The sequence below is a fragment of the Rhodopseudomonas palustris BisB18 genome, from assembly GCF_000013745.1.
In the GTDB taxonomy this organism is placed as follows: domain Bacteria; phylum Pseudomonadota; class Alphaproteobacteria; order Rhizobiales; family Xanthobacteraceae; genus Rhodopseudomonas_A; species Rhodopseudomonas_A palustris_F.
The window spans coordinates 3,883,424-3,906,738 of sequence record NC_007925.1 but is presented as its reverse complement, the minus strand read 5'-3'; the positions used below and the strand labels follow the sequence as shown (position 1 = coordinate 3,906,738).

Here is a 23,315-nt window from a genome sequence, read left to right as displayed (position 1 = left end):
AGCGTTCAACGTCTCAAGACGAGGTCGCGTAGGGGGCAAAATGCGCGCGCGTCTCATCGACGTTGAGCGCATGACCAATCGGCGGGAAGGCCCGCTGGGGACAATTCGGCCGTTCGCAGACCTTGCAGCCCATGCCGATCGGCGTCGCGATTGCCGGATCGATGTCGAGTCCCTCCGAATAGACGACGCTACCGGCATGGCGGACGTCGCAGCCGAGTGCCACCGCGAAGGTTTTCCCGGGCGCCCGATAGCCGCCCTGGCTATGCGACACCGTGCGGGCGATCCAAAGGTAGGTTCGCCCGTCCGGCATTCGCGCCAACTGGGTGAGGATTCGTCCAGGACAGGCGAAGGCTTCATAGACGTTCCACAGCGGACAGGTGCCGCCGACCCGCGAAAAATGAAAGTCGGTCGCGGATTGACGTTTCGAAATATTGCCGGCCCGATCGACGCGAATGAAGAAGAACGGGACGCCCCGGGCATTGTGGCGCTGCAAGGTACTCAAGCGATGGCACGCGGTTTCAAATCCGACGCCGAAAGTGTGGCCGAGCAATTCGATATCGTAACGGCGGCGCTGCGCCTCTTGGAGGAACGCCGAGTAGGGCAACACCAGCGCGCCCGCGAAATAATGCGCGAGCCCGATCCGCGCGAGGCCACGCGATTCGTCGCTGGTGAATGCTGCGTTGCTGACGATTGAACGGATGGCGTCGTCGAAATCGAGAAAAGCGATGTGGGTTGCCAATTGGAAAGCTTGCTGTCCGGGGTGAAGGCTCGACGACAGCCGCACGGTGCGGGTTTGCCGATCAAACTCCCGCTGCAGACCGGATTCGGTGGAGCCGCCGATCAATATCGTCATGCCGCGATCTTCGAGAAAAGACGACAGAGCGGGCGCCATCCGTCCGGGCGGCAGGTTCATTCGCAAGGCGATTGCCTCGGCGGCTTCGTCGAGTTCGGGAATGTAGTTATGCTGGGCATAGAAGAAATCGCGGACCTCCTCGAACGGGGTCGAAGGCAGAATCGCCGAAGCGGCCTGGCGATCCTCCCCGAGCCGGGCGGAGAGCGCCGCGGACTGCTCGATGGCTTGGCGATATCTCTGCGACAGCGCAACCAGCGTCCGACCGATCGCCGGCATATTGAGTGCCAGTTCGCGCAGATCGGAGGTGGCGATGGTTTCGCCCAAGGCGGGATCGGCAACCGCCTCGCGCAAATCGGCAATCAAACGCGCTTCGTCGTCCTCTGAAAAAGACTGGATGTCGAGTCCGAACGTCTTGTTCAACGCCAGCGCCACCGGAAGCGTGAGCGGTCGCTGATTATTCTCCAACTGGTTGAGGTAACTCAGCGAAATACCAAGCTTGGCGGCGAGCGCGGCCTGGGTCAGGCGATGCTCCTCACGCAGCCGTTTCAACCGGACTCCGAGAAAGGTCTTTTTCATATCGCCTTCGCAAACTTCGCAAACTTCGCAAGCCGCAGGCCGAGGCTTCGCTAAACTACGCCAATTCAGCACTTCTCAGTCTGTGGCATTAGTAGATATTGCAAAGTGCATCGCAAGCACAAGCGACCAGGGCGGAAAAATGCGACAGGCCACGTTACCGATCGAATATCCGCCTGAAACCCGGTTCGTTGAAATGGTGTTTCCGGAGCAGGCCAATCACTATGGCACGCTGTTCGGCGGCAACGCGCTCAGCCTGATGGGAAAGGCGGCCTTTGTCGCCGCCACCCGTCGGGCGCGGGCCAGCGTCGTGATGGCGACGTCCGACAAGATCGCGTTTCACGAACCGATCCGGGTCGGTGAAATCGTCGAACTCGTGGCGCGCGTCGAGCGGGTCGGGCGATGTTCGATGACCGTCTCAGTGGAAATGATCCGCGAGGATCTGCTCACCGGGCTGCGGCGATCCGCCGTGCGCGGAACATTTGAAATGGTTGCCGTCGATCAGCGTGGCAGACCGGTGCCGATCACATCCAAAGCCAAATCGAATCCAACCGAAAAGGAATTCGTCTCTTGAAGCAGCACGGCGTTCGTACCTTCAGATCCACCGAACATCTTCCCCGCGCCGATCAGCTGGCTTGGAAGATCGCGGACGTCGCCTGCGATCCGGTGGCGGTCGAAACCGACGTCGCCGAGATGATCGGCAATCGGATCATCGACAACGCCGCGGTTGCAGCAGCGTCGCTGGCGCGACGCCCGGTCATCAGCGCGCGGTCGCAGGCCGAGGCACATCCTTCCAAGCCCGGGGCCACGGTGTTCGGTCTCAGCCGATCGTATCGGGTCTCCCCGGAATGGGCAGCCTGGGCCAACGGCGTCGCGGTGCGTGAACTGGATTTTCACGACACCTTTCTGGCCGCCGACTACTCGCATCCAGGCGACAATATTCCGCCACTGCTCGCGGTCGCGCAGCACTGCGGGCGCTCAGGGGCCGATTTGGTGCGAGGGTTGGCCACGGCCTATGAAATCCAGGTCGATCTTGTGAAAGGCATCTGCCTGCACGAGCACAAGATCGATCACATCGCCCATCTCGGTCCTTCCGCCGCCGCGGGAATCGGCGCGTTGCTCGGTTTGCCGACCGAGATCATCTATCAGGCGGTGCAGCAGGCGCTGCACGTCACCACCACGACGCGACAATCGCGGAAAGGCGAGATCTCCAGCTGGAAGGCCTACGCCCCGGCATTTGCCGGCAAGATGGCGGTCGAGGCGGTCGATCGTGCGATGCGCGGCGAGGGCGCGCCGTCACCTGCGTACGAAGGCGAAGACGGGTTCATCGCGTGGCTGCTCGGCGGTCCACAAGCGGAATACGTCGTTCCGCTTCCCGAGCGCGGGGAGCTGAAGCGGGCCATTCTTGACACCTACACCAAGCAGCATTCGGCGGAATACCAGAGTCAGGCGCTGATCGATCTGGCGCGGCGGCTCGGCCCGAGGATCGGCGATCTGTCGAAGATCGACAGCATCGTGATCCACACCAGCCATCACACCCACAATGTGATCGGCACCGGCGCCAACGATCCTCAGAAGATGGATCCGAATGCCAGCCGCGAAACGCTCGACCATTCGATCATGTACATTTTCGCTGTCGCGCTCGAAGATGGCAGTTGGCATCACGAGAGGTCATACGCGCCGCAGCGTGCCACGCGCGCATCGACGGTTGCACTGTGGCACAAGATTTCGACGGTCGAAGATCCGGAATGGACGCGTCGTTATCATAGCCACGATCCGGAGCTGAAGGCGTTTGGCGGCCGGGTCGTGGTCACCCGCAATGATGGGTCGGAGATCAGCGATACGATCGCGCTGGCCGACGCCCACCCGCTCGGGGCGCGGCCGTTCCGGCGAGCCGACTACGTTGAAAAATTCCGTACTTTGGCGGATCGCGTCATCGCGCGGCCGGAACAGGATCGCTTTCTCGCGGCGGCCGAACGGTTGACGTTGTTGCCGGCCGGAGAGCTCGGCGATCTGAGCTTTGCCGTCGCGCCTGAATTGCTGGAATCGGCCAATGCGCACGGCATCTTTGATTGGCCAAACCCGGGGCAGCGCAAGTCAGAGCCGTGGCGTTTTCAAGGAGCCAGCAGACCATGACGGATGTCAAACCTCCGCCCAAAAAGTCGGTCGCGCTGTCTGGCGTGATCGCGGGCAATACGGCGTTGTGCACGGTCGGACGGACCGGCAATGACCTGAAATATCGGGGCTACGACATCGGCGACCTCGCCGATGGCTGCGAATTCGAAGAGGTGGCCTACCTGCTGATCCATGGCGGTCTGCCGACCGTGTCGGAGTTGCGCAGCTACAAAGCAAAACTTGCAGCGCTGCGCGGGCTCCCCGTCAGCGTGGCGCGCACCCTCGAGCTGCTTCCGGCCGCCGCCCATCCGATGGACGTGCTACGCAGCGGGGTTTCGGCGCTCGGTTGCGTGCTGCCGGAGGCGCACGACCACAACGCCCCCGGCGCACGGGACATCGCCGACCGGCTGCTGGCGTCGCTCGGGTCGATGTTGCTATATTGGCATCACTATTCGCATCACGGACGCCGCGTCAACGTCGAAACCGACGACGCGTCGATCGGGTCGCATTTCCTGCATCTCCTGCATGGGCGCAAGCCGTCCGCCGCGCATGAGCGGGCGATGCACAGGTCGCTGATCCTCTATGCCGAACATGAATTCAATGCGTCGACATTCACGGCGCGATCGATCGCAGGGACCGGAGCCGACATGTATTCCGCCGTCACCGGCGCGATCGGCGCGTTGCGCGGTCCGAAACACGGCGGCGCCAACGAGCACGCTTTCGAAATCCAGAAGCGCTACGGCAGCGCCGATGAGGCGGAAGCCGATATCAGGCGTCGGATCGCCGGAAAAGAAGTGGTGATCGGGTTTGGCCATCCGGTCTACACGGTCGCTGATCCGCGCAACAGGGTCATCAAGGACGTTGCGCGTCAGCTCAGCGTTGAGAATGGCAGCACGCGCATGTACGAGATTGCCGAGCGGATCGAGGCGGTGATGGGCGAAAGCAAGAAGATGTTTGCCAATCTCGATTGGTTCAGTGCGGTATCGTATCACGCGATGGGAATACCCACGGCGATGTTTACGCCGTTGTTCGTGATCTCCCGGACGTCCGGTTGGGCTGCGCATGTGATCGAGCAACGGCTGGACAACAAGATCATTCGACCGGCGGCGAACTACATCGGTCCCGAAAATCAGGCGTTCGTGCCGCTGGAACATCGCGGCGCCGCTGCACTGGCGACCTACCTAGCATAAGGAAAGATAATGACTTACCTCATCGGAGCGAATGTGCCGGAGCAGCCCGCCGGAATTCGCTTCCGGGATTTGCTGAATCATCCCGGCATTCTGCGCATCCCGGGGACCCATAATGGCATGGCGGCGCTGCAGGCGCGCGATGCCGGGTTCGCGGCGGTGTATCTCTCTGGAGCCGCCATGACGGCGTCGATGGGGCTGCCGGACCTCGGCATCATATCGGTGGAGGAGGTGGCCTTCTTCGTCCGTCAGGTCTCGCGAGCGAGCGGACTTCCGGTCCTGGTCGATGGCGACACTGGCTACGGCGAAACCCTCAACGTGATGAATATGGTGAGGAGCTTTGAAGACGCCGGAGCGGCAGCGGTCCATATCGAAGACCAGTTGCTGCCGAAGAAGTGCGGGCATCTGAACGACAAAAGACTGGCCGATCCGCGCGACATGGCCGCGAAGGTCGCCGCGGCCGTCAGAGCGCGGCGCCATCTCTATGTCATCGCACGGACCGACGCGGCGGCGAGCGAGGGAATGGACGGGGCCGTGGCGCGGGCCAAGCTGTATCGCGAGGCTGGCGCCGACGCGATCTTTCCGGAAGCGCTGACGTCCGCCGACATGCTGCGGGAATTTGCGCGCCGCATGCCCGGCGTTCCGCTGCTCGCCAACATGACCGAGTTCGGCAAGACGCCGTTCTTTACGGCGGCGGAATTTGAAGGCATGGGGTATCGCATGGTGATCTGGCCCGTGTCATCGCTCCGCGTTGCGAACAAGGCCCAGGAGGCGTTATATGCGGCGATCAAACGCGACGGCGGCACCCAATACGTCGTCGAGCAGATGCAGACCAGGGCGGAACTATATGCGACGATCGGACTGCAGGACTACGAGGCGCTCGATGCCAGCATCGTTCAGACCATCATTCCGGAGGCGCCGTTGCCGAGGTGATCGCTCTACCTCTGGTCGCGGATGGCAATGAACGAGGTGAGGAGGCCGGCGCTATCGCTGCCGGCGGGCCATGCCAAGGTGCTGCTGCATTCGTGCTGCGCGCCGTGTTCGGGCGAAGTAATGGAAGCGATGCTGGCCGCTGGCATCGACTACACCGTGTTCTTTTACAATCCGAACATCCATCCCGAGCGCGAATACCTTCTGCGCAAGGATGAAAATGCACGATTTGCCGCCCGGCATGGCGTCGCGTTCGTGGACGCGGATTACGACGATGCTCTCTGGCTGGCACGAACCAAAGGACTGGAATGCGAGCCGGAACGTGGCGAGCGTTGCAGCATTTGCTTCGACATGAGGCTCGAGCGAACCGCGCTCTATGCGTATGAGCACGGCTTTTCAGTCATCACCAGTTCGCTCGGCATATCGCGGTGGAAGGATTTTGCGCAGGTCGTCGCAAGCGGAAAACGCGCCGTGTCGCGCTATGATGGCTTGGTCTATTGGGATCACAACTGGCGCAAGGCTGGAGGCTCGGCGCGGGCCGTGGAGATCGCCAAGCGTGAGAAATTCTACCAGCAATCCTATTGCGGTTGTCTGTACTCGCTGCGCGACGCCCATCATCGACGCGGCATTGCGCAGCGATCGTAGACCGGGACAGGAGATCTCCGCCGTTCAACTGCCGCTGCTGTGATGGTCAGATGACCAAGGCTGCGGCCGCACAAGTTGAAGGTTGACCGATCGAGGGAAGCTGCTTCATAAGTTAGCCATCGTGGTTCTCCGGGCAAGTCGTGCCCGGAGCTAAGAGGGAAGCCGGTGCGGCGCAAGCCAAGGCCGGTGCTGCCCCCGCAACTGTAAGCGGCGAGCCGCTGTCCAATAATGTCACTGAGACCGATCAGGTTTCGGGAAGGCCGGACAGCAGCGTTGACCCGTGAGCCAGGAGACCTGCCACGATGAAATGCAACGTCCACGGGCGGGGTGTCCCGGTGGTGCGATCGAGCCCGAGGCGGCGAATGTCCGTCCGGGGTCCGACGTGTCACTTCGGCCTTTTGCCCCCAATCTCTTGGGGTTCAAGCCATGTCTACTTCGATCATATCTACTTCAACCAAGTCTACTTCCACATTGTCTGTCGCAACCCTCGGCACGCCGAGGATGGGTCCACGCCGCGAACTCAAATTTGCGCTGGAGCGCTATTGGGCCGGTCAAACCGACGCGGAATCGCTGACCGCGACCGCAGCCAAACTTCGCGCCGCCAACTGGGCGCAACAAAAGTCACTCGGCGTCAACGTCATTCCATCGAATGACTTTTCTTTTTACGATCAGGTGCTCGATACCAGCGTGATGGTCGGCGCCATTCCTGATATCTATGGTTGGAAGGGTGGGCAGGTTTCTCTGGCGACCTATTTTGCGATGGCGCGTGGATCGCAAACGGCCGCCGTGGACCTCGCTTGCGCGCATGACGCCGACGGCCATGCAGAGGGGATGCCGGCGCAGGAAATGACGAAGTGGTTCGACACCAATTACCATTTCATGGTGCCGGAACTGACCAGCAATCAGCAGTTCGTGCTGTCGTCGCTGAAGCCAGTTGAAGAGTATCGCGAAGCGAAGGCGCTCGGCCATCGCACGCGGCCGGTTCTGCTCGGACCGGTGACATTTCTGAAGTTGAGCAAGAGCAAGGATCTGTCGCTCGATCCGCTGTCGTTGCTCGACCGATTGCTGCCGGTCTATGCCAGCGTATTGCAGCAGCTTGCAGCGGAGGGGGCCGACTGGGTGCAATGCGACGAGCCATGCCTGGTGCTCGATCTCAATGATGCCGACAGGGCCGCGCTTCAGCGCGCCTATGGGTTTCTCACCGCGGAGGTGCCGCAACTCAAGTTCATGCTGGCAACCTATTTCGGCGGGCTCGGAGACAATCTCGAGGCGGCGCTGTCGTTGCCGGTCGATGGTCTGCACCTCGATCTGGTTCGCGCCCCCAATCAGTTGGATGATGTTCTGGCCAAGGCCCACGACGATCTGGTGCTGTCGCTCGGTGTAATCGATGGCCGCAACATCTGGCGCGCGGACCTGCCGGCGCTGCTGGATTGGTTGGAGCCGATTGTTGCCGAGCGGGGAGCAGACCAAGTCCAGATCGCGCCATCATGTTCGATGCTGCATGTTCCTGTCGATCTGCATCAGGAGGCCGCGATCGATCCGGACCTCAAGAGCTGGTTGTCGTTCTCGGTTCAGAAGATGGCCGAGCTTGCGACGCTCGGCGCGGCGCTCGCGGGCGGCCGCCGCTCTGTGCAGGATGCACTGGCGGCGTCAGCCGCCGCCGCTGCGGCACGGAAGGCATCTCCGAAGGTCCACGATGCCAAAGTGGTAGAACGCGCCGCCGCCGTGACGCCGGCGATGTCAAAGCGCAGCTGTCCTTTTGAGCAGCGCGCCAGGACCCAGCGAAGCGAATTCAACCTTCCGGCATTTCCGACCACGACAATCGGGTCGTTTCCACAGACCCAGGAGGTGCGCGTGGCACGCGGCGCGCATGCCAAAGGAACTCTCAGCGACGCGGACTACAAGACATTTCTCCGAGAGGAGACTTCTCGCACCATTCGTTGGCAGGAGGAGATCGGGCTCGACGTGCTTGTGCATGGCGAGTTCGAGCGCAACGACATGGTGCAGTACTTCGGTGAACAACTTGCCGGCTTCGCTTTCACCGAGCATGGTTGGGTGCAGAGCTACGGTTCACGCTGCGTCCGGCCGCCGATCCTGTTTGGCGACGTTTTCCGGCCCAGCCCGATGACGGTGGAATGGTGGCAATTTGCGCAATCGCTTACGGCCAAGCCGGTGAAGGGAATGCTGACTGGGCCGGTGACGATCCTGAACTGGTCGTTCGTCCGGAACGATATTCCCCGTAGCGCGGCCTGTCGGCAAATCGCGTTGGCGATCCGCGATGAAGTCGCCGATCTGGAAGCGGCCGGAGCCAAAATGATCCAAATCGACGAGGCCGCCTTGCGTGAAGGACTGCCGCTGCGGCGCAGCGAGTGGAGCAGCTATCTCGACTGGGCCGTGGAATGTTTTCGTATCTGTTCGTCCGGGGTCAAGGACAGGACGCAGATCCACACCCATATGTGCTATTCGGAGTTCAATGATATCATCGATGCCATCGGCGCGATGGATGCGGACGTTATTTCGATCGAAACCTCCCGCTCCAAGATGGAGCTGCTCGACGCCTTCAAGACCTATCGCTATCCGAACGAAATCGGTCCTGGCGTCTACGACATTCATTCGCCGCGGGTCCCGAAAGTCGAGGAAATGACCGAGCTGCTCAGGCTGGCCCGTCTGAGGCTCGCGGATGATCAGCTTTGGATCAATCCGGATTGTGGGCTGAAGACCCGGAAATGGCAGGAAGTCCAACCGGCGTTGATGAATATGGTGGCTGCCGCCAACCAGATTCGCGCGACGGTCAGCTAACACGCGACGAGAGCGCGGTAGACGATGCCGCGCTCTCGTCGATGCGCCAGACTTTCGTTAGGGTGTGGCTGCGTCTGATTGAGGTGATCAATTGGGCGACGATTGGGTATTCCGTTGGTATACCCCTTGGTTTCGTCGTTCTTAGGCCGAGCGACGAGACTATTGGCGCGGTCGAGGGCGCGGCGTTGCTGGAGAGTTGAACGTCGGGCGACGCTTGCAAAGCCTTATCGCGGATGCGATAGTTAACATGATGGTGCCTCAATCTCGAGTCTGCGTGAGTGGATGCGATCTTGAGGATAATAGGGAACACGGTGCAAAACCGTGACTGCCCCCGCAACTGTAAGCGGTTAGCCTGTCGTCCGATACCACTGGGAATTTCGTTTCCTGGGAAGGTGACGATAGGTCAGCGAGCCGCGAGCCAGGAAACCTGCCATCGCACGATCAATTTCGGCTCGCCGGGTGAGGCGGTGCAGGAGGTATCATGATTATTTGCTCAGTATTCCGGCTGCGCTCCAGCTATCTGAGGCTGGTCGGCGCCTGATCGGCGGCGTTCGCCGCCGCCTGCGCGGTCGATGATCCGTATGACGTGACTGCCTGAATCGCCTGTGACGCCAGGTCGGTGCCGACGTGGGGCTGCGGCGTCGTGCGGTCTGGCCAGGTGGCGCGTTTATCTCACGCGTTTATCGGACGCCTCGACAAATTCACCAGCTATGGACCGGCGCCCGTGGTGGATGCCGCGACGATGTTTGCAGGAGACGGTCGCATGCGGATCGTTCTAATCCATCCTAACGGTCACCGCAGTGGCGCCGAGATCGCCGGCAAGCGCTTGCCGGCTAGGGTGACGTACCTGGCGGGCGTCCTGAAGGCGGCGGGTGACTCTGATACCTGGTCGGTCGATGCGCTGGCGGACAACGGGCCGGATGCGAGCGCCACCGAGGCTTGGAAGAGCGCGCCCAAGCGCGAGCAACAGGCATCGCCCACAGCGGCGGCTGCCGCTGCGATGCCGCCGTGCGGTGGCAGCATCGATCAACTCGACGAACAACCGCAGGTCAAGCCATGAGCGGGGCGCGGACCCGCCAGCGTCGGGACGGCAACGTTCCGGCTGACATTCCGGTTGCGATCGGGGCGGCGCAAACGGTGCCCGGACGGAGAGGCTTACGCCACGCTTCCGAGGTGGCTCCGACCGACGGCTCAGTGCGGCGCCCGGTCTGGCCGTTGCGAGGAGCGCCCGAGGGATTGTGGTGGCGGCTCAAATTCAGGTTTTGGCGCGGATTGGAAGCGGCTGTCGGCTGGATTGTTCTGGATCGTGCGCATCGCCGCGAAGTGCAGCAATCGGCGATTTCGCGCGTGGGCGCGGATGACGATTTCAGTCGGCGACAACTAAGTGTCGGACACGGCTGTCCGGGTCCGGATCTTCTGGTCGGGTCGGCGGATGCCGCTGGTCCGTCCTCGCATCGTGAGCCGGGGCCCCGTCAGATTGAAGTTTGCATCGTCGGCAACGGCACGGCGACGATGGAGTTGATCCGCTACCTGGTCATGCTGGGCGCAAATGTTCACGCGACGGCCGAGACGGTGGAAGACTACGTCTTGCTAACCGCAGAAGGCGCGACGCCACATCGTTTTGAGGATCTGCCGGCGGTGGCGACCGGGCTCGACGTTCTGATCTCGACCAGCCTGTCATGGTTTGTCGGAGCCAGCATCATCGCCCGTCTGCCGGAATGTGCCGTGATCGTCGATACCGCCGGCCCGCCCGGCAGTTGCGATTTCGAGACCTCGCGGCGGCTCGGGCGCGAGGTCCTCTGGGAACATGATTTCCTTGCGTCGCCGTTGTCGGGAGCGTCGGGCGAGACATGGAAGCTGATCCGCACCCTGATTAGCAAGCAACAACTTGACTCCGCCGCTGCGCAGCCCGGCAAGTAACGCCGCAAAGCACCACGGGGACTTTGTATGACTGAATGCACCGAACGGGAGCCGCGCTGCAACGCGTGGGGGCTGCCGTAACTGCGCTTTCCGTTATTGCGACGAGCGTGACCGTCGCCATGGCGGAAGAGGGTTTGGCGGAGCGCTCCCGACTCACTGGCGATTGGGGCGGCACGCGCACCGCGCTTCTGAATGCGTCACATTTCGTGTGATGCCTCGCGGCAGGCGCAAGCGCCGCCTCTTTATTGCTATTATAAACTACGACAATTGCCGATCCATTTGCATCGGGATATTGCGGGAATGGTCTGCAGCGCACCGCGCATTCCGGCGTGACATCGGTCCACACGTCTACCTGAATAATCTGCAATGAGAGGTCAAAATGAATTTTAGGGCAGTCGGCGTTTCGCTTCTGGCGACATGCTTCATCGCCGTCGGTGCGATGGCGAAGGAAGTTCCGATCGGGACTCCACAGGAGAAGAGTGGACTGCGCGTCGGCTTGGTCTATCTCCAGCCCATCGAGATCGACACTCCCGAGCTGATGCGGGATCCGAAACAGTCGGACTTGCACATGGAAGCGGACATCAAGGCCGCAAAGGGCAATCCGTGGGGTCTTGAGGAAGACAGCTGGTTTCCGGGCTTGCTCGTCAAGTATAAGATTACCAGCGTTGAAAATGGCGAGGCCGTGGAAGGCGAGCTGACGCCTGACGTCGCAACGGACGGCTTTGCCTATTGCAACAACATCAAGCTGCCGAACTCCCGCCCGGTCGGGAAGTACAAGGTGACGCTGACGGTGCTGCCGCCGAGCAAGAACCCGAAGCAGCGCATCGCGCGGCATGTCGATAAGGAGAACGGCGTGCCTGCCTGGTTCGAGCCGCTCTCCCTGGATTATGAATTCACATTCGCCGGCACCGGCAAGAAGGGCGCGTATTGACGCGTTGAGTGTCTCAAGAGACGCAGCCTACTGCGATCGACGAATTGCATTCGAGGCTTTGGCCTCGAATACAATTCGTCGATTGTGAGCATTGATCGCTCAGCGAAGAGCGACGGAAGAATGTCGGAAAGAGAGTTGGCATGAAGAAGTATTGCTGGATGGCAACCGCATTGTTGTTGGTGCTGACGCCGCCGGTGCAGAGCCGAGCCGATGAAGTCACCGTCGAGATCGAGATGAATAATGGTGTGATCACGCCACAGCGATTGGAAGTTCCGGCGAATACGCGCTTCCGACTCATTATCAAGAATACCGGCACGATGCCCGCGGAATTCGAATCCAAGGAATTGCACAAGGAAGAAGTCGTCGCGGCCGGCGCTACCGGGCGGATGATCTTCCGCAAGCTGGAGCCTGGCGAATATAGTTTCGTGGATGACTTCAGCCCGGACGCTCCGCCCGCCGTTCTGATTGCGAAATGACGGCGGCGCGCCGATGGATATCAACTGCGCTGGCTCTCTCACAGGCTGGCGATCGCCAGCAGCCGCGCGACAACCGCTGGTGTCTCAGTCAATCGCCGCGTTCCGAACACTGCGCGCACGTCCCCTCGATCTCGATGATCGGATGTGACGGCTTGAAGCCGGAGGATTTTGCGGCGCTGCGAAGCCCCCGGCCGACCAGCGCTGACGCCGCCTCTTGGACCACGCCGCATTGGCTGCACACCATGAACACGACGGTCTCGCCGTGCGCATGCCTGTGATCGCAGGCGAAATACGATGACCGCATCGCGAGGCGGTGGATGCAGCCAGCCTCCTGCAGGAAGTCCAAGGCGCGATAGACCTGAACGGCCTGCACTTTCTTGGTTTGGCTGAGCCGGTCGGCGATCTCATAGGCGGTGAGCGGGTGGTGTGAAGTTGAAACAAGCGTCAGAACGCGCTCACGCATGGCCGTGAAGGGCAGGCCTTTCGCCGTTGCGTAGGCTCGCGCCCGCGCCATGACGTCGTCACGCTGACAGTTTCCGTCGCCTGGTGCCTCGGCGCCGCTTGCGTTGTGATTTGCATGGTCACGCATTCAACAACCCGTGAGGTCCCGCGGCTGCAATGTCGCGACAGAGTATGCCGCAACATTACACCCCTGAGGGGAATGGCCAATGCCAGACCCGGTCGGCACAGCACCGTGGCCATCGATCATTTTGCGGCGGGCGTCGCGGCAGAATTGACGCCGGCTGCGTCAGGCAGCGTTGGTCCGTCCCCATCCCGGGAAGGGATCCGGCAGATGCCGATAGGCGCTCGGATCGAAACCCTCGGTGTCGGCGGGCTCCGCCAAGCATCGCTCCAGCATGGTGGTGATGCGCGCGCGGTTCATCGTTCCCAGCATGCCGATGAACACGATCTCCTGGCGCCGGTCGCCGTACACCAGATCGAATTTGCCGGTGATCTGCTGGCGGGCCTGAGCCTCTGCCGGCCAGCGGGAGGATGGCACCGCGGCCCACCAGAAGCCCAGCGGACGGGTGGTTGCCAAGGCGCCTGCAAGGCTGAACTCGCCAACCCAGTCGGGGCGCGTGGCGAGCCAGAAATGCCCCTTGGCGCGGATGACGCCGGGCAGCGGCGTCTGCAGAAACTCGTTGAAGCGTTCGGGAATCAGCGGGCGTCGCGCGTGCCAGACGAAGCTCGTCACGCCGTATTCGGCATCCTCCGGAACGTGATCTGCGAAGCCATAGAGTTCCCTGAACCACATCGGATGCTGGTGGGCGCGCTCGAAATCGAACAGGCCGGTGTCGAACAGGTCGGTCGGGGCGATACGCCCGTAGTCGGTCTCGATCAGGCGGGCATCAGGATTGAGTGCATGAATGATGGCGCGGGCGGCGTCGCGTTGCTGTGGCGTCGCATCGGATACCTTGTTCATCACGACGATGTCCGCGAATTCAATCTGTTCGACGAGAAGGTTCACCAGCGTACGTTCGTCGTCCGCCCCCGCGGTCTCGCCGCGATCGGCCAGAAAATCGGTCGATGAGTAGTCCTTCAAGAGATGGATGGTATCGACCACCGTTACCATCGCGTCCAGCCGCGCCACATCGGACAGGCTCTCGCCGGTCTCCTGGCGGAATTCGAAGGTCGCGGCCACCGGAAGCGGTTCGGAGACGCCGGTGCTTTCGATCAGCAGGTAGTCGAAGCGGCCCTCGTCGGCGAGCCGTCGCACTTCCTTCAAAAGGTCGTCGCGCAACGTGCAGCAGATGCAGCCGTTGGTGAGTTCGACGAGCTTTTCTTCAGAGCGGCTGAGCGCGGTCTCCTCGCGGACCAGGTCCGCGTCGATATTGACCTCGCTCATGTCGTTGACGATCACCGCGACGCGTCGCCCGTCGCGGTTGTTGAGCACGTGATTGAGAAGCGTGGTCTTCCCGGATCCGAGAAATCCGGACAGCACCGTGACCGGGAGGCGATTGTCAGCCGTCTCAACTTGCATCGTATGTGCACCGTATGTAATGTAATAACATTACATACGGTTATCTTGCAGCGACGGAGCGTTGTCAAGTGGCTGGTGGGATTGTTTCGCCCGAATTGGGACAAGGATTTCTCACCTTGCTCGTGGCCCGCGCCATGTTGAAAGCTTGCTGAGCTTCCTGCAGAACGAGCAGAATATCCTTACTCGTCGGTACGGTGACCTTTGCGTATGTGAAAGACATCTTCGGGGATGGGATAGTATGGAACGAACTGAACTATTTGCCGAAATCGCAGGCTGAGCACAGAAAGATCGTTCGGATGTGCCAGGCCGGACAGGAAAGCTGAGATGCGAGGCCTTCGTGAAGGTCACATCCGTCGAACCGGTGACGTCATTATAGGACATCTCGGGACGAAAGCTGGTGTCAAGGAGGCGAAGACGTCGTTGAAAGCGAGGCGTCCTGTCGGCGTAGTTTCTCGATAAGGAGGTCGCCCGTCGCCAAAATGTGATCTTTCAGGAGGCGGTGTGCCGGCTTTGTTTTGCGGGTCCGGCACAGTTCGAGGATTTGCCGATGCTCTTCCTGGGATTTGGCGCGATGCGATGTCGCGGTCCAGGTGTAACGCAGATATCTTTCGAAACTCGATCGCAGCGAAGAGATAAGGTAGTCAAGCTGGAGAGATTGGCTGTCGATCCGGGGCGAGCCGATGCCGATTGGCAGTTAAGGCACGCCTCTCGCGTGGGCCTTCGCTCGACGGCGCTTGAGGGTTTTAGGATAGGCGCAGCGGGTCTGCTGTGGCGGCTTTTTCAAAGAAGCGCGGGTTGTGCGGCGAGCGGTCATTGCGGATCCCAGCATCATGCTTGCAAATACGAATGATTCGTCGTATTAGGCCAATGCGTGCCAGGGCGCGCCGCACTGAGGCACGGCCTTTGCCGAAGCGCATCCGGAGCGGGTCGTTACACTTCGCTTTGGAGCGATCGTAAGCGTTCACGTTAGTCAACGCGCAACTTTGCGGCCTTCGCCAAGCATCAGGCGTACGATAGCAGTCGGAGGCGAAGCAACTGATCGGGCCGATGTCCGACGTGTAAGCGCCGACGCTGCAGTCGTGTCCTGGCTGTCTGTGCCCGGAAAGAGTCGTCCGCCGCCTGAAAGAACTGTGTCTGCTCATGACCCGCTCGCCCTCAAGGCAGCCGCTTGATCTCAATTTGCTGGTGACCCTTGACGCTCTTCTTTCGGAGGGCAGCGTCGCCGGCGCAGCCAATCGGATGAACCTGAGCCCGCCGGCCATGAGCCGGCAGTTGGCACGTATCCGTCACCTGATGAACGATCCTGTTCTGGTCCGCGCAGGCCGTGGATTGGTGGCGACGCCGCGTGCCGAGGCCGTCCGTGCCCAGGTGCGGCAACTCGTTCAGGACGCCGAAGGCTTGGTACGCGGCAATGCGGATCTCGATCCTGCGACGATCGAGCGGACGTTTACAATCCGGAGCAGCGACGGGTTCGTCGGGACGTTCGGCGCGGCGATCGTCGAATTGGTGGTGCAACAGGCACCCAACGCGAGATTGCGCTTTGTCGGCGAAGGCAACGAAGACGTCGATTCATTGCGCGATGGCCGCGTTGACCTCGATATCGGTGTGATTGATGGGATGGGTCCCGAGATTCGATTGCAGACGCTGTTCCGCGATCGTTATATCGGCGTGGTGCGTGCCGATCATCCGTTGGCGCAGGAGACCGTCACAATCGAGAACTTTGTCGCGTATCCGCACGTATCCGTTTCTCGCCGCGGCCGGTTCGAAGGGCCGGTCGACACGGCGTTGGCCCTGCAGGGGATGCGTCGAACGGTGTCTGTGGCGGTGGCGAACGTCGCGGACGGACTTTCCATCGTTTCCAGGTCGGACCACATCGTGCTTCTGCCCGGCCGCATAGCCGCCTGGTATCGTCGGGATTTCCATGGCTTCGAACTGCCGGTGGTGACCGACGAACTTCCTCCGATCTCGATTGCGTGGCACCCGCGTTTTGAGAAGGATGCGGCGCATCGATGGCTGAGGACGTGCGTAAGAGAGGGAGCTCTATAGGTGCATTCCGTGCACTCATAACCTAGCCGATATGCACTGGAATGCATGTGTTTAGAGGAAGATGGTCCCCGCTGAAAGGAGACCATCATGTACTTTCTAACCATGCCCGATCGGGGGACCCGACTTCCCAGCTTTAGTCAACTCTTCATCTATCTCGTCGGGTGTGTGGTCTTTGCCGCCGGCGCGTTCATGTTCATCTATTCGAATCTTGGTACTGATCCGCTCGACGTGTTCTCGCTTGGGCTCCAGCGATACCTGCCGATTACGATCGGTATCGCTCAGACGCTCATCGCGGTGATCTGCTTAGGCATCGTGGCACTGTGGACGCGCCGGCGACCGCTGCTTTCACCGATCTTCACGTTCTTCTTCTGCGGCAGCTTGATCGACCTTTTGAGATTGTTTCAGCCGGCGGACCTTCTCGGCATGAGTTCCATGTCCGTGATGCTGTTCGGCACGCTGCTCTGCGCCTATGGCTCATCGCTCATCATCATGAGTGGCTTTGGCATCCGTGGGATGGACCTGCTCGCGATCGAGATGACCAAGCATTGGCGCCTGCCATTCTGGTCGACCAAGGGCGCACTGGAGGCGGTCTTGCTGATTTCCGGCTGGCTGATGGGCGGCCCGGTCGGGGTCGGGACCCTGTCTTTTCTGATCGGCGTGAATGCCTTCATCCAACCGATGATGTGGGCCAACGCCCGAATCCTGCGTCTCAGGAATTTCGGTCTGCCGCCACGCGAAGCAATGGCGGAGACCCTGCCGATCTGACGGCTCACGCGGCCGATCAATCAGTGCGCTGGACGCACGTTCTTAGAACACAGCTGCACGCCGAATGTCGGAACAAGCGACCGACGTCCGTTGACCCATGACTTATAAGGAAAACAACATGACATCTACTGCTCGCAATTCCTTGCTCGACCCGAAAGTCCGCACCGTCATCGACCGGGTGTGGGCCATGCAGGCTGAACTGAATCCTCCTACTGTTGCTAAGCTAATGGCCGACATGGCCCAACGCGAGACGCCATATACGCATCGTGAGATTGTCGAGATCTTTGTGCCCGGCTCGTTCTCGTGCCCGCCGGAAACGGGCCGCAGCCTCTACGCATTGGTGCGGGCGATCCGGCCAAAGGTCGTGGTGGAGTTCGGTACGGCTCATGGCTTCTCGACCCTCCATATCGCCGCGGCCCTTCGGGACAACGGCGAGGGGCGGATCTACGGATCCGAAATGCACGCGCCGAAGGCGAAGGCGGCCCGGGATCATCTGGCCGAAGCGGGCCTTGGCGACTGGGCGGAAGTGTTGGAGGGCGACGCGAGCGAGTCGCTCGCCGCCGTCTCGAACGTCGATCTGCTGTATCTCGATGGCTGGGTCGATCACTATCTCGACGTGCTCCAAGCCGTTGAGCGCAATTTCCGCCCCGGCGCTTTCATTCAGGCCGACGATGTCGGCTTGGATTGGTCGAAGACGAGAGAGGGGACCAAGGCCTATCTCGCCTATGTCGGCGACCCCGGCAACGGCTACAGCTCCGTCACGTTCAGTGACTATCAGGGTTTTGTTCAGTCGTCTTTTGTGGGGCGTCCGTGATGTCGGACGCTCTCAGGTCGAATATTCCGACGATTGACGTGCCATCCTCTCCTCCGCAAACGCCCGTGCGCCGCTCCGCGATTCTCACGGTGATGGTGTCGTGCGCCGCGCTCGTGTTCAGCCTTGGGGCAAGCCTGAACCTTGCAATCGGGCGCATCTCCACAAGTGCGCTTCATCCGTCCGCAACGGAAGTGCTGTGGATCGTCGATACCTATCTGGTTGTTTTCGGGTGCCTGCTGATTCCGGCTGGAGCCATCGGCGATCGATACGGCCGCAAGCTGGCCATGCTGGCCGGCCTTGCATGTCTAGGTGTCGGCTCACTGCTCTCCGCAACCGCGGCCACCGTGCCGATGCTGCTGGTCGGTCGGGTGATCGCCGGCGCAGGGGCGGCACTGATTCTGCCGAACAGCCTCGCTCTCCTTTTGCATATCTATCCGGCCGACCAGAAATCTCACGCCATTGCGATGTGGACGGCGATGACCGGTCTAGGCGGCGCACTTGGGAATGCCCTCGGCGGCCTCGTCATGCAGTTTGCCGAATGGCAGGCCATCTTTGCGGTCTCAGTGCCGTTCGCAATGATAGGTTTTCTCCTGACGGCGTGGCTCGCGCCGCGTCAGGCAGGCCACCAGCACCCGATCGATTTTTTGGGCGCCGGCATCCTGATGCTCGGCATCTTCGCCCTGTTGACCGGCCTCATCGAAGGGCAGGACCAGGGCTGGGCGTCGGCGGAGGTTATCGGCAGTTTCGGCGCGGCGGTTTTGATCTTGGCTCTGTTTCTCTGGAGCTCAGCGAAGCGGAAGCATCCGGTCGTAGATCCACGAATCTTCAAAACGCCCGGCCTCCGCGCGGGGATGCTGGGCGTCACGGCATCGTTCATCGGCATGTATTCGATGTTCTACCTGAACGGTCAATATCTGATGAGCGTAAAGGGCTATCCGCCGCTCCTCGCCGGCCTTGCGATACTCCCGCTCGTTGCTGTGTTGTTCTGGGTTTCTCCGCGAAGTGTCAAGCTCGCCCGGCATCTTGGTGCGCGAACGGTGGTGACGGTCGGGCTTGCGCTGTTGATTCTGGGCCTAGGTCTTCTGCGGCTCTGCGGGCCGGACTCCTCATACTGGCTGTTCGCGCTCAGTATCTGCGTTGTTGGCGTCGGTATCGGCTTGTCAAATCCCGTTCTTTCGACGGCAATCATCGGCTCGCTGCCGCCGCATCAAGCAGGCGTCGGTTCCGGCATCAACAGCTTTGCGCGGGAAATTGGTGGCGCGTTAGGCGTCGCTCTCTTCGGCAGCTTATTGGGAACCGCACTCCCGTCATATTTGCCCGATTCCCTCGCTGACGCGCCCAGCCGCGCGAAGCAAACCGTTGGCGCTGCCTTGGCCTATGTCGATGCTGTTCCTGCTCTGAGCAATCAAGTCCACGTTGTGCGCGAGGCATTTGCGGGGGCGACGGCACAATCTCTACTGGTCGTAATGCTGCTGTTGGGTGTCGCGACTTTGGTAGTCGCATTGTGGTATCCAGTCAGCCCGAAGGAGCCGCGCGGCGGGTAGTCCGCCTCCGCCGTTAAATACACGCGCGGGGCGCAGTGATGTAATCAAGCGATGTGATCTCCAAAGGGCGCCTGTTCGCGATGACGCGGATGAGGTTGCCGGATTAGCAGTCAGGCCGTCGGCGCCATAACTAGAAGTCGTCGTGATGGACCGCGAGGGGCAAAACCCGTTCGGTCCGAATAGCTTGGCTGTGTCCCGCGCGGCCTCGGATCGACCGGCTGTGGCAGCGATGCTTGGCCGAACTACGCGCGCACCAACACCGCTCTCGACTTCGCACGACTCTCCAGCCAGTTCGCGAAGCCGTCGAGAAGCTCCGTCATGACCTCGCCGTCGCTGCGTCCGAAGCGGGCCGGGACGTGGAAGCCGTGATCGGCCTGCTCGATCCAGTGCAGCGTCGCGATCGAGGCGAGGCCTTGGACGACGGGACCGAGCAGGCCCGGTTCGGCGAGCTTGTCGCGGGTGCCCTGGATGAACAGCATCGGGATCTCGATTTCGGCCAGGTGCTCGGCCCGCGTCACCGAAGGCTTGCCGGACGGGTGCAGCGGAAAGCCCAGAAAGGCGAGGCCTTGCACGGCCTCGAGCGGCAGCAAGGCCTGCGCCTGCGAGGTCATGCGTCCGCCGAACGATTTGCCGCCGGCGATCAGCGGACAGCCGCGGCAGCGCCGCGCGGCCTCGGCGACCGCGGCGCGCACCGCGGTCTGCGCGACCGCCGGCGAATCCGGGCGCTTGCTGCCCTTCTCCATGAACGGAAACTGATAGCGCAGCGTGGCGATGCCGCGCGCGTACAGCCCGGTCGCGACCTGTTCCATGAAAATGTGCGACATGCCGGCACCGGCGCCGTGCGCGAAGACGTAACAGGCGCGCGCCTTGGCCGGCTTCAGTAGCAGCGCCGACAGCGGCGTCTCGCCGCCGATTGTCACGGCTGTGGCGCGTGGCGCAGTCATTTCGTGGGCAAGCTCCGCTCCGGCGCCAGATCCTCCTCCAAGCCGAACACCGAGCGGCCGCCGAGCGCCGGCGAGGCCTTGCGTTCGGCGGCGACGAAATCCTCGAAGTCCGGCCCGCGGGCAGTCCGCTCCAGTCGCCGCGCGTGGTCGTCGAGCCGCCGCAGCGTCTGCATCTCCTCGTCGCGGCCGAGCTTGGCCTTTTGCACCGCAGACTTCAGCACCCGGATGGTCTCGTCATAGACCTTGATCGGGACCGGGTAGGGGTGACGGTCCTTGCCGCCATGCGCCAGCGAGAACCGCGCCGGATCGGCGAAGCGGTAGGGCGCGCCGTGCACCACCTCGGCGACCATCGCCAACGACTGCACGGTGCGCGCGCCGACCCCGGGCGTCAGCAGCAGTTCGGGAAAGTCGACCGGGCCGCGCTCGGCGGCGGCGGCCAGCGTGCCGTGCAGCCGTCGCGTGAACACGTCGCTGCCACGCACCTCGTGATGCGCCGGCATCACCAGATGCGGCAACATCGGCTGCGCCGGCGGCAGCGTGGTCAGCGCGGTGTATTCGCGGACGATGCTGTCGGGTCCGAGCTCGGTGAGCAGTTCAAGCTGTGCGCCGCGCGACGAGGCGGCGAGCTTGTCGGTGAGGTTGACGATCTCGCCCTGCTGCGGCCCGTCGATCGCGCTGTGCGGCGCCTCGACGAAGCTTGACAGGTTTTCCGAATGCCAATGGTAGCGGCGGGCCTGCCGCTTGTCCGCGTTCATGCCCTGCTGCACCACGGTCCATTGGCCGTCGGCGGCGGCGAAGAAGCCGTGCAGATAAAGGTCGAAGCCGTCCTGCACCGCGGCGCTGTCGACCTTGGCGACCAGCCGGCTCGCCCGGGTCAGGGCGGCGCCGTCGAAGCCGACGCGGTCACCGAGCGCCATCAGTTCGTCCGGAGTGCGGCGCGAATGCCGGCCGCGGCCGCCGCACACATAAATGCCGAGTTCGTCGCCGAGCGGCGCCAGCCCGCGCTTCAGCGCGCCGATCACGCTGGTGGTGATGCCGGAGGAATGCCAGTCCATGCCCATTACCGCGCCGAACGACTGGAACCAGAACGGATGCGCCAGCCGCGCCAGCAGTTCTTCGCGGCCGTAGTGGTGGACGATGGCCTGACAGACCACGGCGCCCAGCGTTGACATGCGGTCGGCCAGCCATTGCGGCACCCGGCCGCCATGCAGCGGAAGGTCGGCGCTGCCGCCGCGTCGGGTCATGCGATCGGATGCTGCCGGGACATCATGACGTCACCCTAGCATCGGAGCGGTGCGGTGACCAAGTGGGCGCGGGTCGCCGGGCGCCGCATCGGGGACGCCGGCATGACGGCCCTTGGCCGGTGGGGCACGAGGCCTGGCTGCCGGTCGTGCCCGGCCGCGCCATCACCGGTTTGATTTGTTGAAAATGCCGCGCGATTGGTTCAGCGCTGCACGGCCACATGCGCGCGAAGCGTTTGTGGGTTGCGGGCAGCCGTGCGACAAGACCGCTGATCGTCGTCGGTCGAGTTCGGCCGGCGATGCCGTGGAGGACAAAACGGGAATATGGGCGAGCGTGGCGCAATACCGATGTCGAATCTTCCGATGATGCGGCCATGACCAGACCTCGCCTGCCATCCTTGATTGCGTTGCGCGCGTTTGAAGCCGTCGGCCGCACCGGCAGCGTGCGTGCCGCCGGCGACGAACTCGCGGTCAGCCACACCGTGGTGTCGCGGCATCTGCAGAATTTGCAAAAGAGCCTCGGCGTGGTGCTGGTGCGCGGCGAGGGCCGCGGGGTGATGCTGACCTCGGCCGGGTTGGCGTTTCACAGCCAGATCTCCCAGGCGTTCGATATCATCGCCCGCGCCACGATGTCGGCGCGGCCGACGCCGCGGCCGACGCTGAACATCTGGTGCATCCCGGGAATCGCCAATCGCCTGCTGCTATCCCGCCTGCCGGAATTGACCGGACCTCCGCGCAACTGGGAGGTCAACATGCAGCCGACGCTATCGCATCCGGATCTCGCCCGCGGCGAAGCCGATGCCGAGATCGTCTATGCCGACGTGGTGGCGTCGCCGGGCGCGGTGATGGCGGAGGCGCTGGTGCGGCCGCGGGTGTTTCCGGTTGCAAGCCCGGCTTACCTCGCGCGTTATCCGGCGATCTCGAGCCTCGAAGATCTCTCGGAGATCGCGCTGATCCACGAAGAATCCACCGCGCAATGGGGGCGCTGGTTTGAACTCGCCGGGCTCGCTGATCTGCCGCCGCTAAGCGGCCAGCGGCTGTGGCACGCCCATCTCGCCATCGAAGCGGCGCGGCTCGGCCAGGGCGTCGCGCTCGGCAACGACGTGCTGGTCGAAGACGATCTGCGCTCCGGTGCGCTGGTCGAAGTGATTAGTTCATCGGTCTATATGGAGACCTATCAGCTGGTGGCACTCAAGGAACGCTGGAGCGATCCCGCCATCGTTGCGCTGCGCGAGTGGCTGAAGCGGGTGCTGGTGGGGCGTTAGACCGCCGCACGCGCCAGCCCCGGCGACTCACCGACTGCCGCGCCCGGCCGGCGACATGCCGCGAGCCGCCTTTGAACCGCGCCCACGACCGACCGGACGCGCGTCTTGCGTGCCATGCGTGAATCGCGGGGTGATCGATTTGCGGGCGCCGTTGGCTGCGCTTTAGGCGGTTCGCTCAATAGAATATCAGCATTTGCCCGCATTGAAGCAACCTCTCTCGACTGGTGCATGCAAGTCACCAGAGCGAACTGACAAGCTGATTGAGTGCGGCGATCGGCGATCTACG

General features: G+C 62.3%; 21 protein-coding genes and 2 riboswitches. Of the genes, 15 read left to right on the top strand and 6 right to left on the bottom strand.

Going from position 1 to position 23,315, the window contains the following annotated elements:
• Positions 1–13: 13 nt before the first annotated feature.
• On the bottom strand, positions 14–1,429 hold the full coding sequence (locus RPC_RS17650; protein WP_011473941.1) for a short-chain fatty acyl-CoA regulator family protein: 1,416 nt from the start codon (positions 1,427–1,429) through the stop codon (positions 14–16).
• A 139-nt stretch (positions 1,430–1,568) separates the two neighbouring features.
• Here RPC_RS17650 and RPC_RS17645 point away from each other — a divergent pair, with 139 nt between their 5' ends.
• From RPC_RS17645 to RPC_RS17600, 10 genes are all read left to right on the top strand, one after another.
• The gene (locus RPC_RS17645; RefSeq protein WP_011473940.1) at positions 1,569–2,000 is read left to right on the top strand and encodes an acyl-CoA thioesterase; all 432 of its coding nucleotides are present in this window, start codon (positions 1,569–1,571) and stop codon (positions 1,998–2,000) included.
• Complete coding sequence (locus RPC_RS17640; protein ID WP_011473939.1) at positions 1,997–3,562, top strand: MmgE/PrpD family protein; 1,566 nt, start codon at positions 1,997–1,999, stop codon at positions 3,560–3,562. The genes RPC_RS17645 and RPC_RS17640 overlap by 4 nt, the downstream gene beginning before the upstream one ends.
• A complete protein-coding gene (gene prpC / locus RPC_RS17635) occupies positions 3,559–4,731 on the top strand; it encodes a bifunctional 2-methylcitrate synthase/citrate synthase (protein ID WP_011473938.1) in 1,173 nt (390 codons plus the stop codon). Before RPC_RS17640 ends, prpC begins: the two co-directional genes overlap by 4 nt.
• Before the next feature lie 9 nt (positions 4,732–4,740).
• Entirely contained in the window at positions 4,741–5,661 is a 921-nt protein-coding gene (gene prpB / locus RPC_RS17630) for a methylisocitrate lyase (RefSeq protein WP_011473937.1), read from the top strand.
• A gap of 27 nt (positions 5,662–5,688) precedes the next feature.
• Positions 5,689–6,303 (top strand): epoxyqueuosine reductase QueH, encoded by a 615-nt coding sequence (locus tag RPC_RS17625; protein WP_049766120.1) that lies wholly within the window; start codon positions 5,689–5,691, stop codon positions 6,301–6,303.
• A 105-nt stretch (positions 6,304–6,408) separates the two neighbouring features.
• Positions 6,409–6,620, top strand: a riboswitch (cobalamin riboswitch).
• Positions 6,621–6,744: 124 nt separating this feature from the next.
• Complete coding sequence (gene metE, locus RPC_RS17620) at positions 6,745–9,102, top strand: 5-methyltetrahydropteroyltriglutamate--homocysteine S-methyltransferase (RefSeq protein ID WP_208855667.1); 2,358 nt, start codon at positions 6,745–6,747, stop codon at positions 9,100–9,102.
• A 234-nt stretch (positions 9,103–9,336) separates the two neighbouring features.
• A riboswitch (cobalamin riboswitch) is annotated at positions 9,337–9,552 on the top strand.
• Positions 9,553–9,760: 208 nt separating this feature from the next.
• Positions 9,761–10,162, top strand: coding sequence for a hypothetical protein (locus tag RPC_RS17615; RefSeq protein ID WP_157043239.1), 402 nt, complete (start codon positions 9,761–9,763; stop codon positions 10,160–10,162).
• Between the two features lie 176 nt (positions 10,163–10,338).
• Positions 10,339–11,022, top strand: a complete 684-nt coding sequence (locus RPC_RS26295; RefSeq protein ID WP_157043238.1) for a hypothetical protein — start codon at positions 10,339–10,341, stop codon at positions 11,020–11,022.
• Positions 11,023–11,401: 379 nt separating this feature from the next.
• The gene (locus RPC_RS17605; RefSeq protein WP_011473932.1) at positions 11,402–11,953 is read left to right on the top strand and encodes an iron transporter; all 552 of its coding nucleotides are present in this window, start codon (positions 11,402–11,404) and stop codon (positions 11,951–11,953) included.
• Between the two features lie 140 nt (positions 11,954–12,093).
• Positions 12,094–12,429, top strand: a complete 336-nt coding sequence (locus RPC_RS17600) for a cupredoxin domain-containing protein (protein WP_011473931.1) — start codon at positions 12,094–12,096, stop codon at positions 12,427–12,429.
• Between the two features lie 88 nt (positions 12,430–12,517).
• On the opposite strand, the gene RPC_RS17595 is transcribed toward RPC_RS17600, so the two are convergent.
• From RPC_RS17595 to RPC_RS25580, 3 genes are all read right to left on the bottom strand, one after another.
• Entirely contained in the window at positions 12,518–13,018 is a 501-nt protein-coding gene (locus RPC_RS17595; protein ID WP_011473930.1) for a Fur family transcriptional regulator, read from the bottom strand.
• Between the two features lie 159 nt (positions 13,019–13,177).
• Positions 13,178–14,410 (bottom strand): GTP-binding protein, encoded by a 1,233-nt coding sequence (locus tag RPC_RS17590; RefSeq protein ID WP_011473929.1) that lies wholly within the window; start codon positions 14,408–14,410, stop codon positions 13,178–13,180.
• A 400-nt stretch (positions 14,411–14,810) separates the two neighbouring features.
• On the bottom strand, positions 14,811–15,044 hold the full coding sequence (locus RPC_RS25580; RefSeq protein ID WP_415914845.1) for an FCD domain-containing protein: 234 nt from the start codon (positions 15,042–15,044) through the stop codon (positions 14,811–14,813).
• Between the two features lie 506 nt (positions 15,045–15,550).
• On the opposite strand from RPC_RS25580, the gene RPC_RS17585 reads away from it, so the two are divergent.
• From RPC_RS17585 to RPC_RS17570, 4 genes are all read left to right on the top strand, one after another.
• Positions 15,551–16,456, top strand: a complete 906-nt coding sequence (locus RPC_RS17585) for a LysR family transcriptional regulator (RefSeq protein WP_011473928.1) — start codon at positions 15,551–15,553, stop codon at positions 16,454–16,456.
• 87 nt (positions 16,457–16,543) lie between these two features.
• A complete protein-coding gene (locus tag RPC_RS17580) occupies positions 16,544–17,221 on the top strand; it encodes a YczE/YyaS/YitT family protein (protein ID WP_011473927.1) in 678 nt (225 codons plus the stop codon).
• A gap of 118 nt (positions 17,222–17,339) precedes the next feature.
• Positions 17,340–18,035: an O-methyltransferase gene (locus tag RPC_RS17575; RefSeq protein WP_011473926.1), complete on the top strand. Its 696-nt coding sequence runs from the start codon at positions 17,340–17,342 to the stop codon at positions 18,033–18,035.
• Complete coding sequence (locus RPC_RS17570; RefSeq protein WP_011473925.1) at positions 18,035–19,579, top strand: MFS transporter; 1,545 nt, start codon at positions 18,035–18,037, stop codon at positions 19,577–19,579. The genes RPC_RS17575 and RPC_RS17570 overlap by 1 nt, the downstream gene beginning before the upstream one ends.
• Before the next feature lie 242 nt (positions 19,580–19,821).
• Here the strand turns inward: RPC_RS17570 and RPC_RS17565 are convergent, their stop codons facing one another.
• Both RPC_RS17565 and RPC_RS17560 read right to left on the bottom strand, forming a co-directional pair.
• Positions 19,822–20,523, bottom strand: a complete 702-nt coding sequence (locus tag RPC_RS17565) for an alpha/beta hydrolase family protein (RefSeq protein ID WP_011473924.1) — start codon at positions 20,521–20,523, stop codon at positions 19,822–19,824.
• Positions 20,520–21,767 (bottom strand): DUF763 domain-containing protein, encoded by a 1,248-nt coding sequence (locus RPC_RS17560; RefSeq protein WP_011473923.1) that lies wholly within the window; start codon positions 21,765–21,767, stop codon positions 20,520–20,522. The genes RPC_RS17565 and RPC_RS17560 overlap by 4 nt, the downstream gene beginning before the upstream one ends.
• A gap of 371 nt (positions 21,768–22,138) precedes the next feature.
• On the opposite strand from RPC_RS17560, the gene RPC_RS17555 reads away from it, so the two are divergent.
• Positions 22,139–23,029, top strand: coding sequence for a LysR substrate-binding domain-containing protein (locus tag RPC_RS17555; protein ID WP_011473922.1), 891 nt, complete (start codon positions 22,139–22,141; stop codon positions 23,027–23,029).
• The last annotated feature ends 286 nt before the right edge of the window (positions 23,030–23,315 follow it).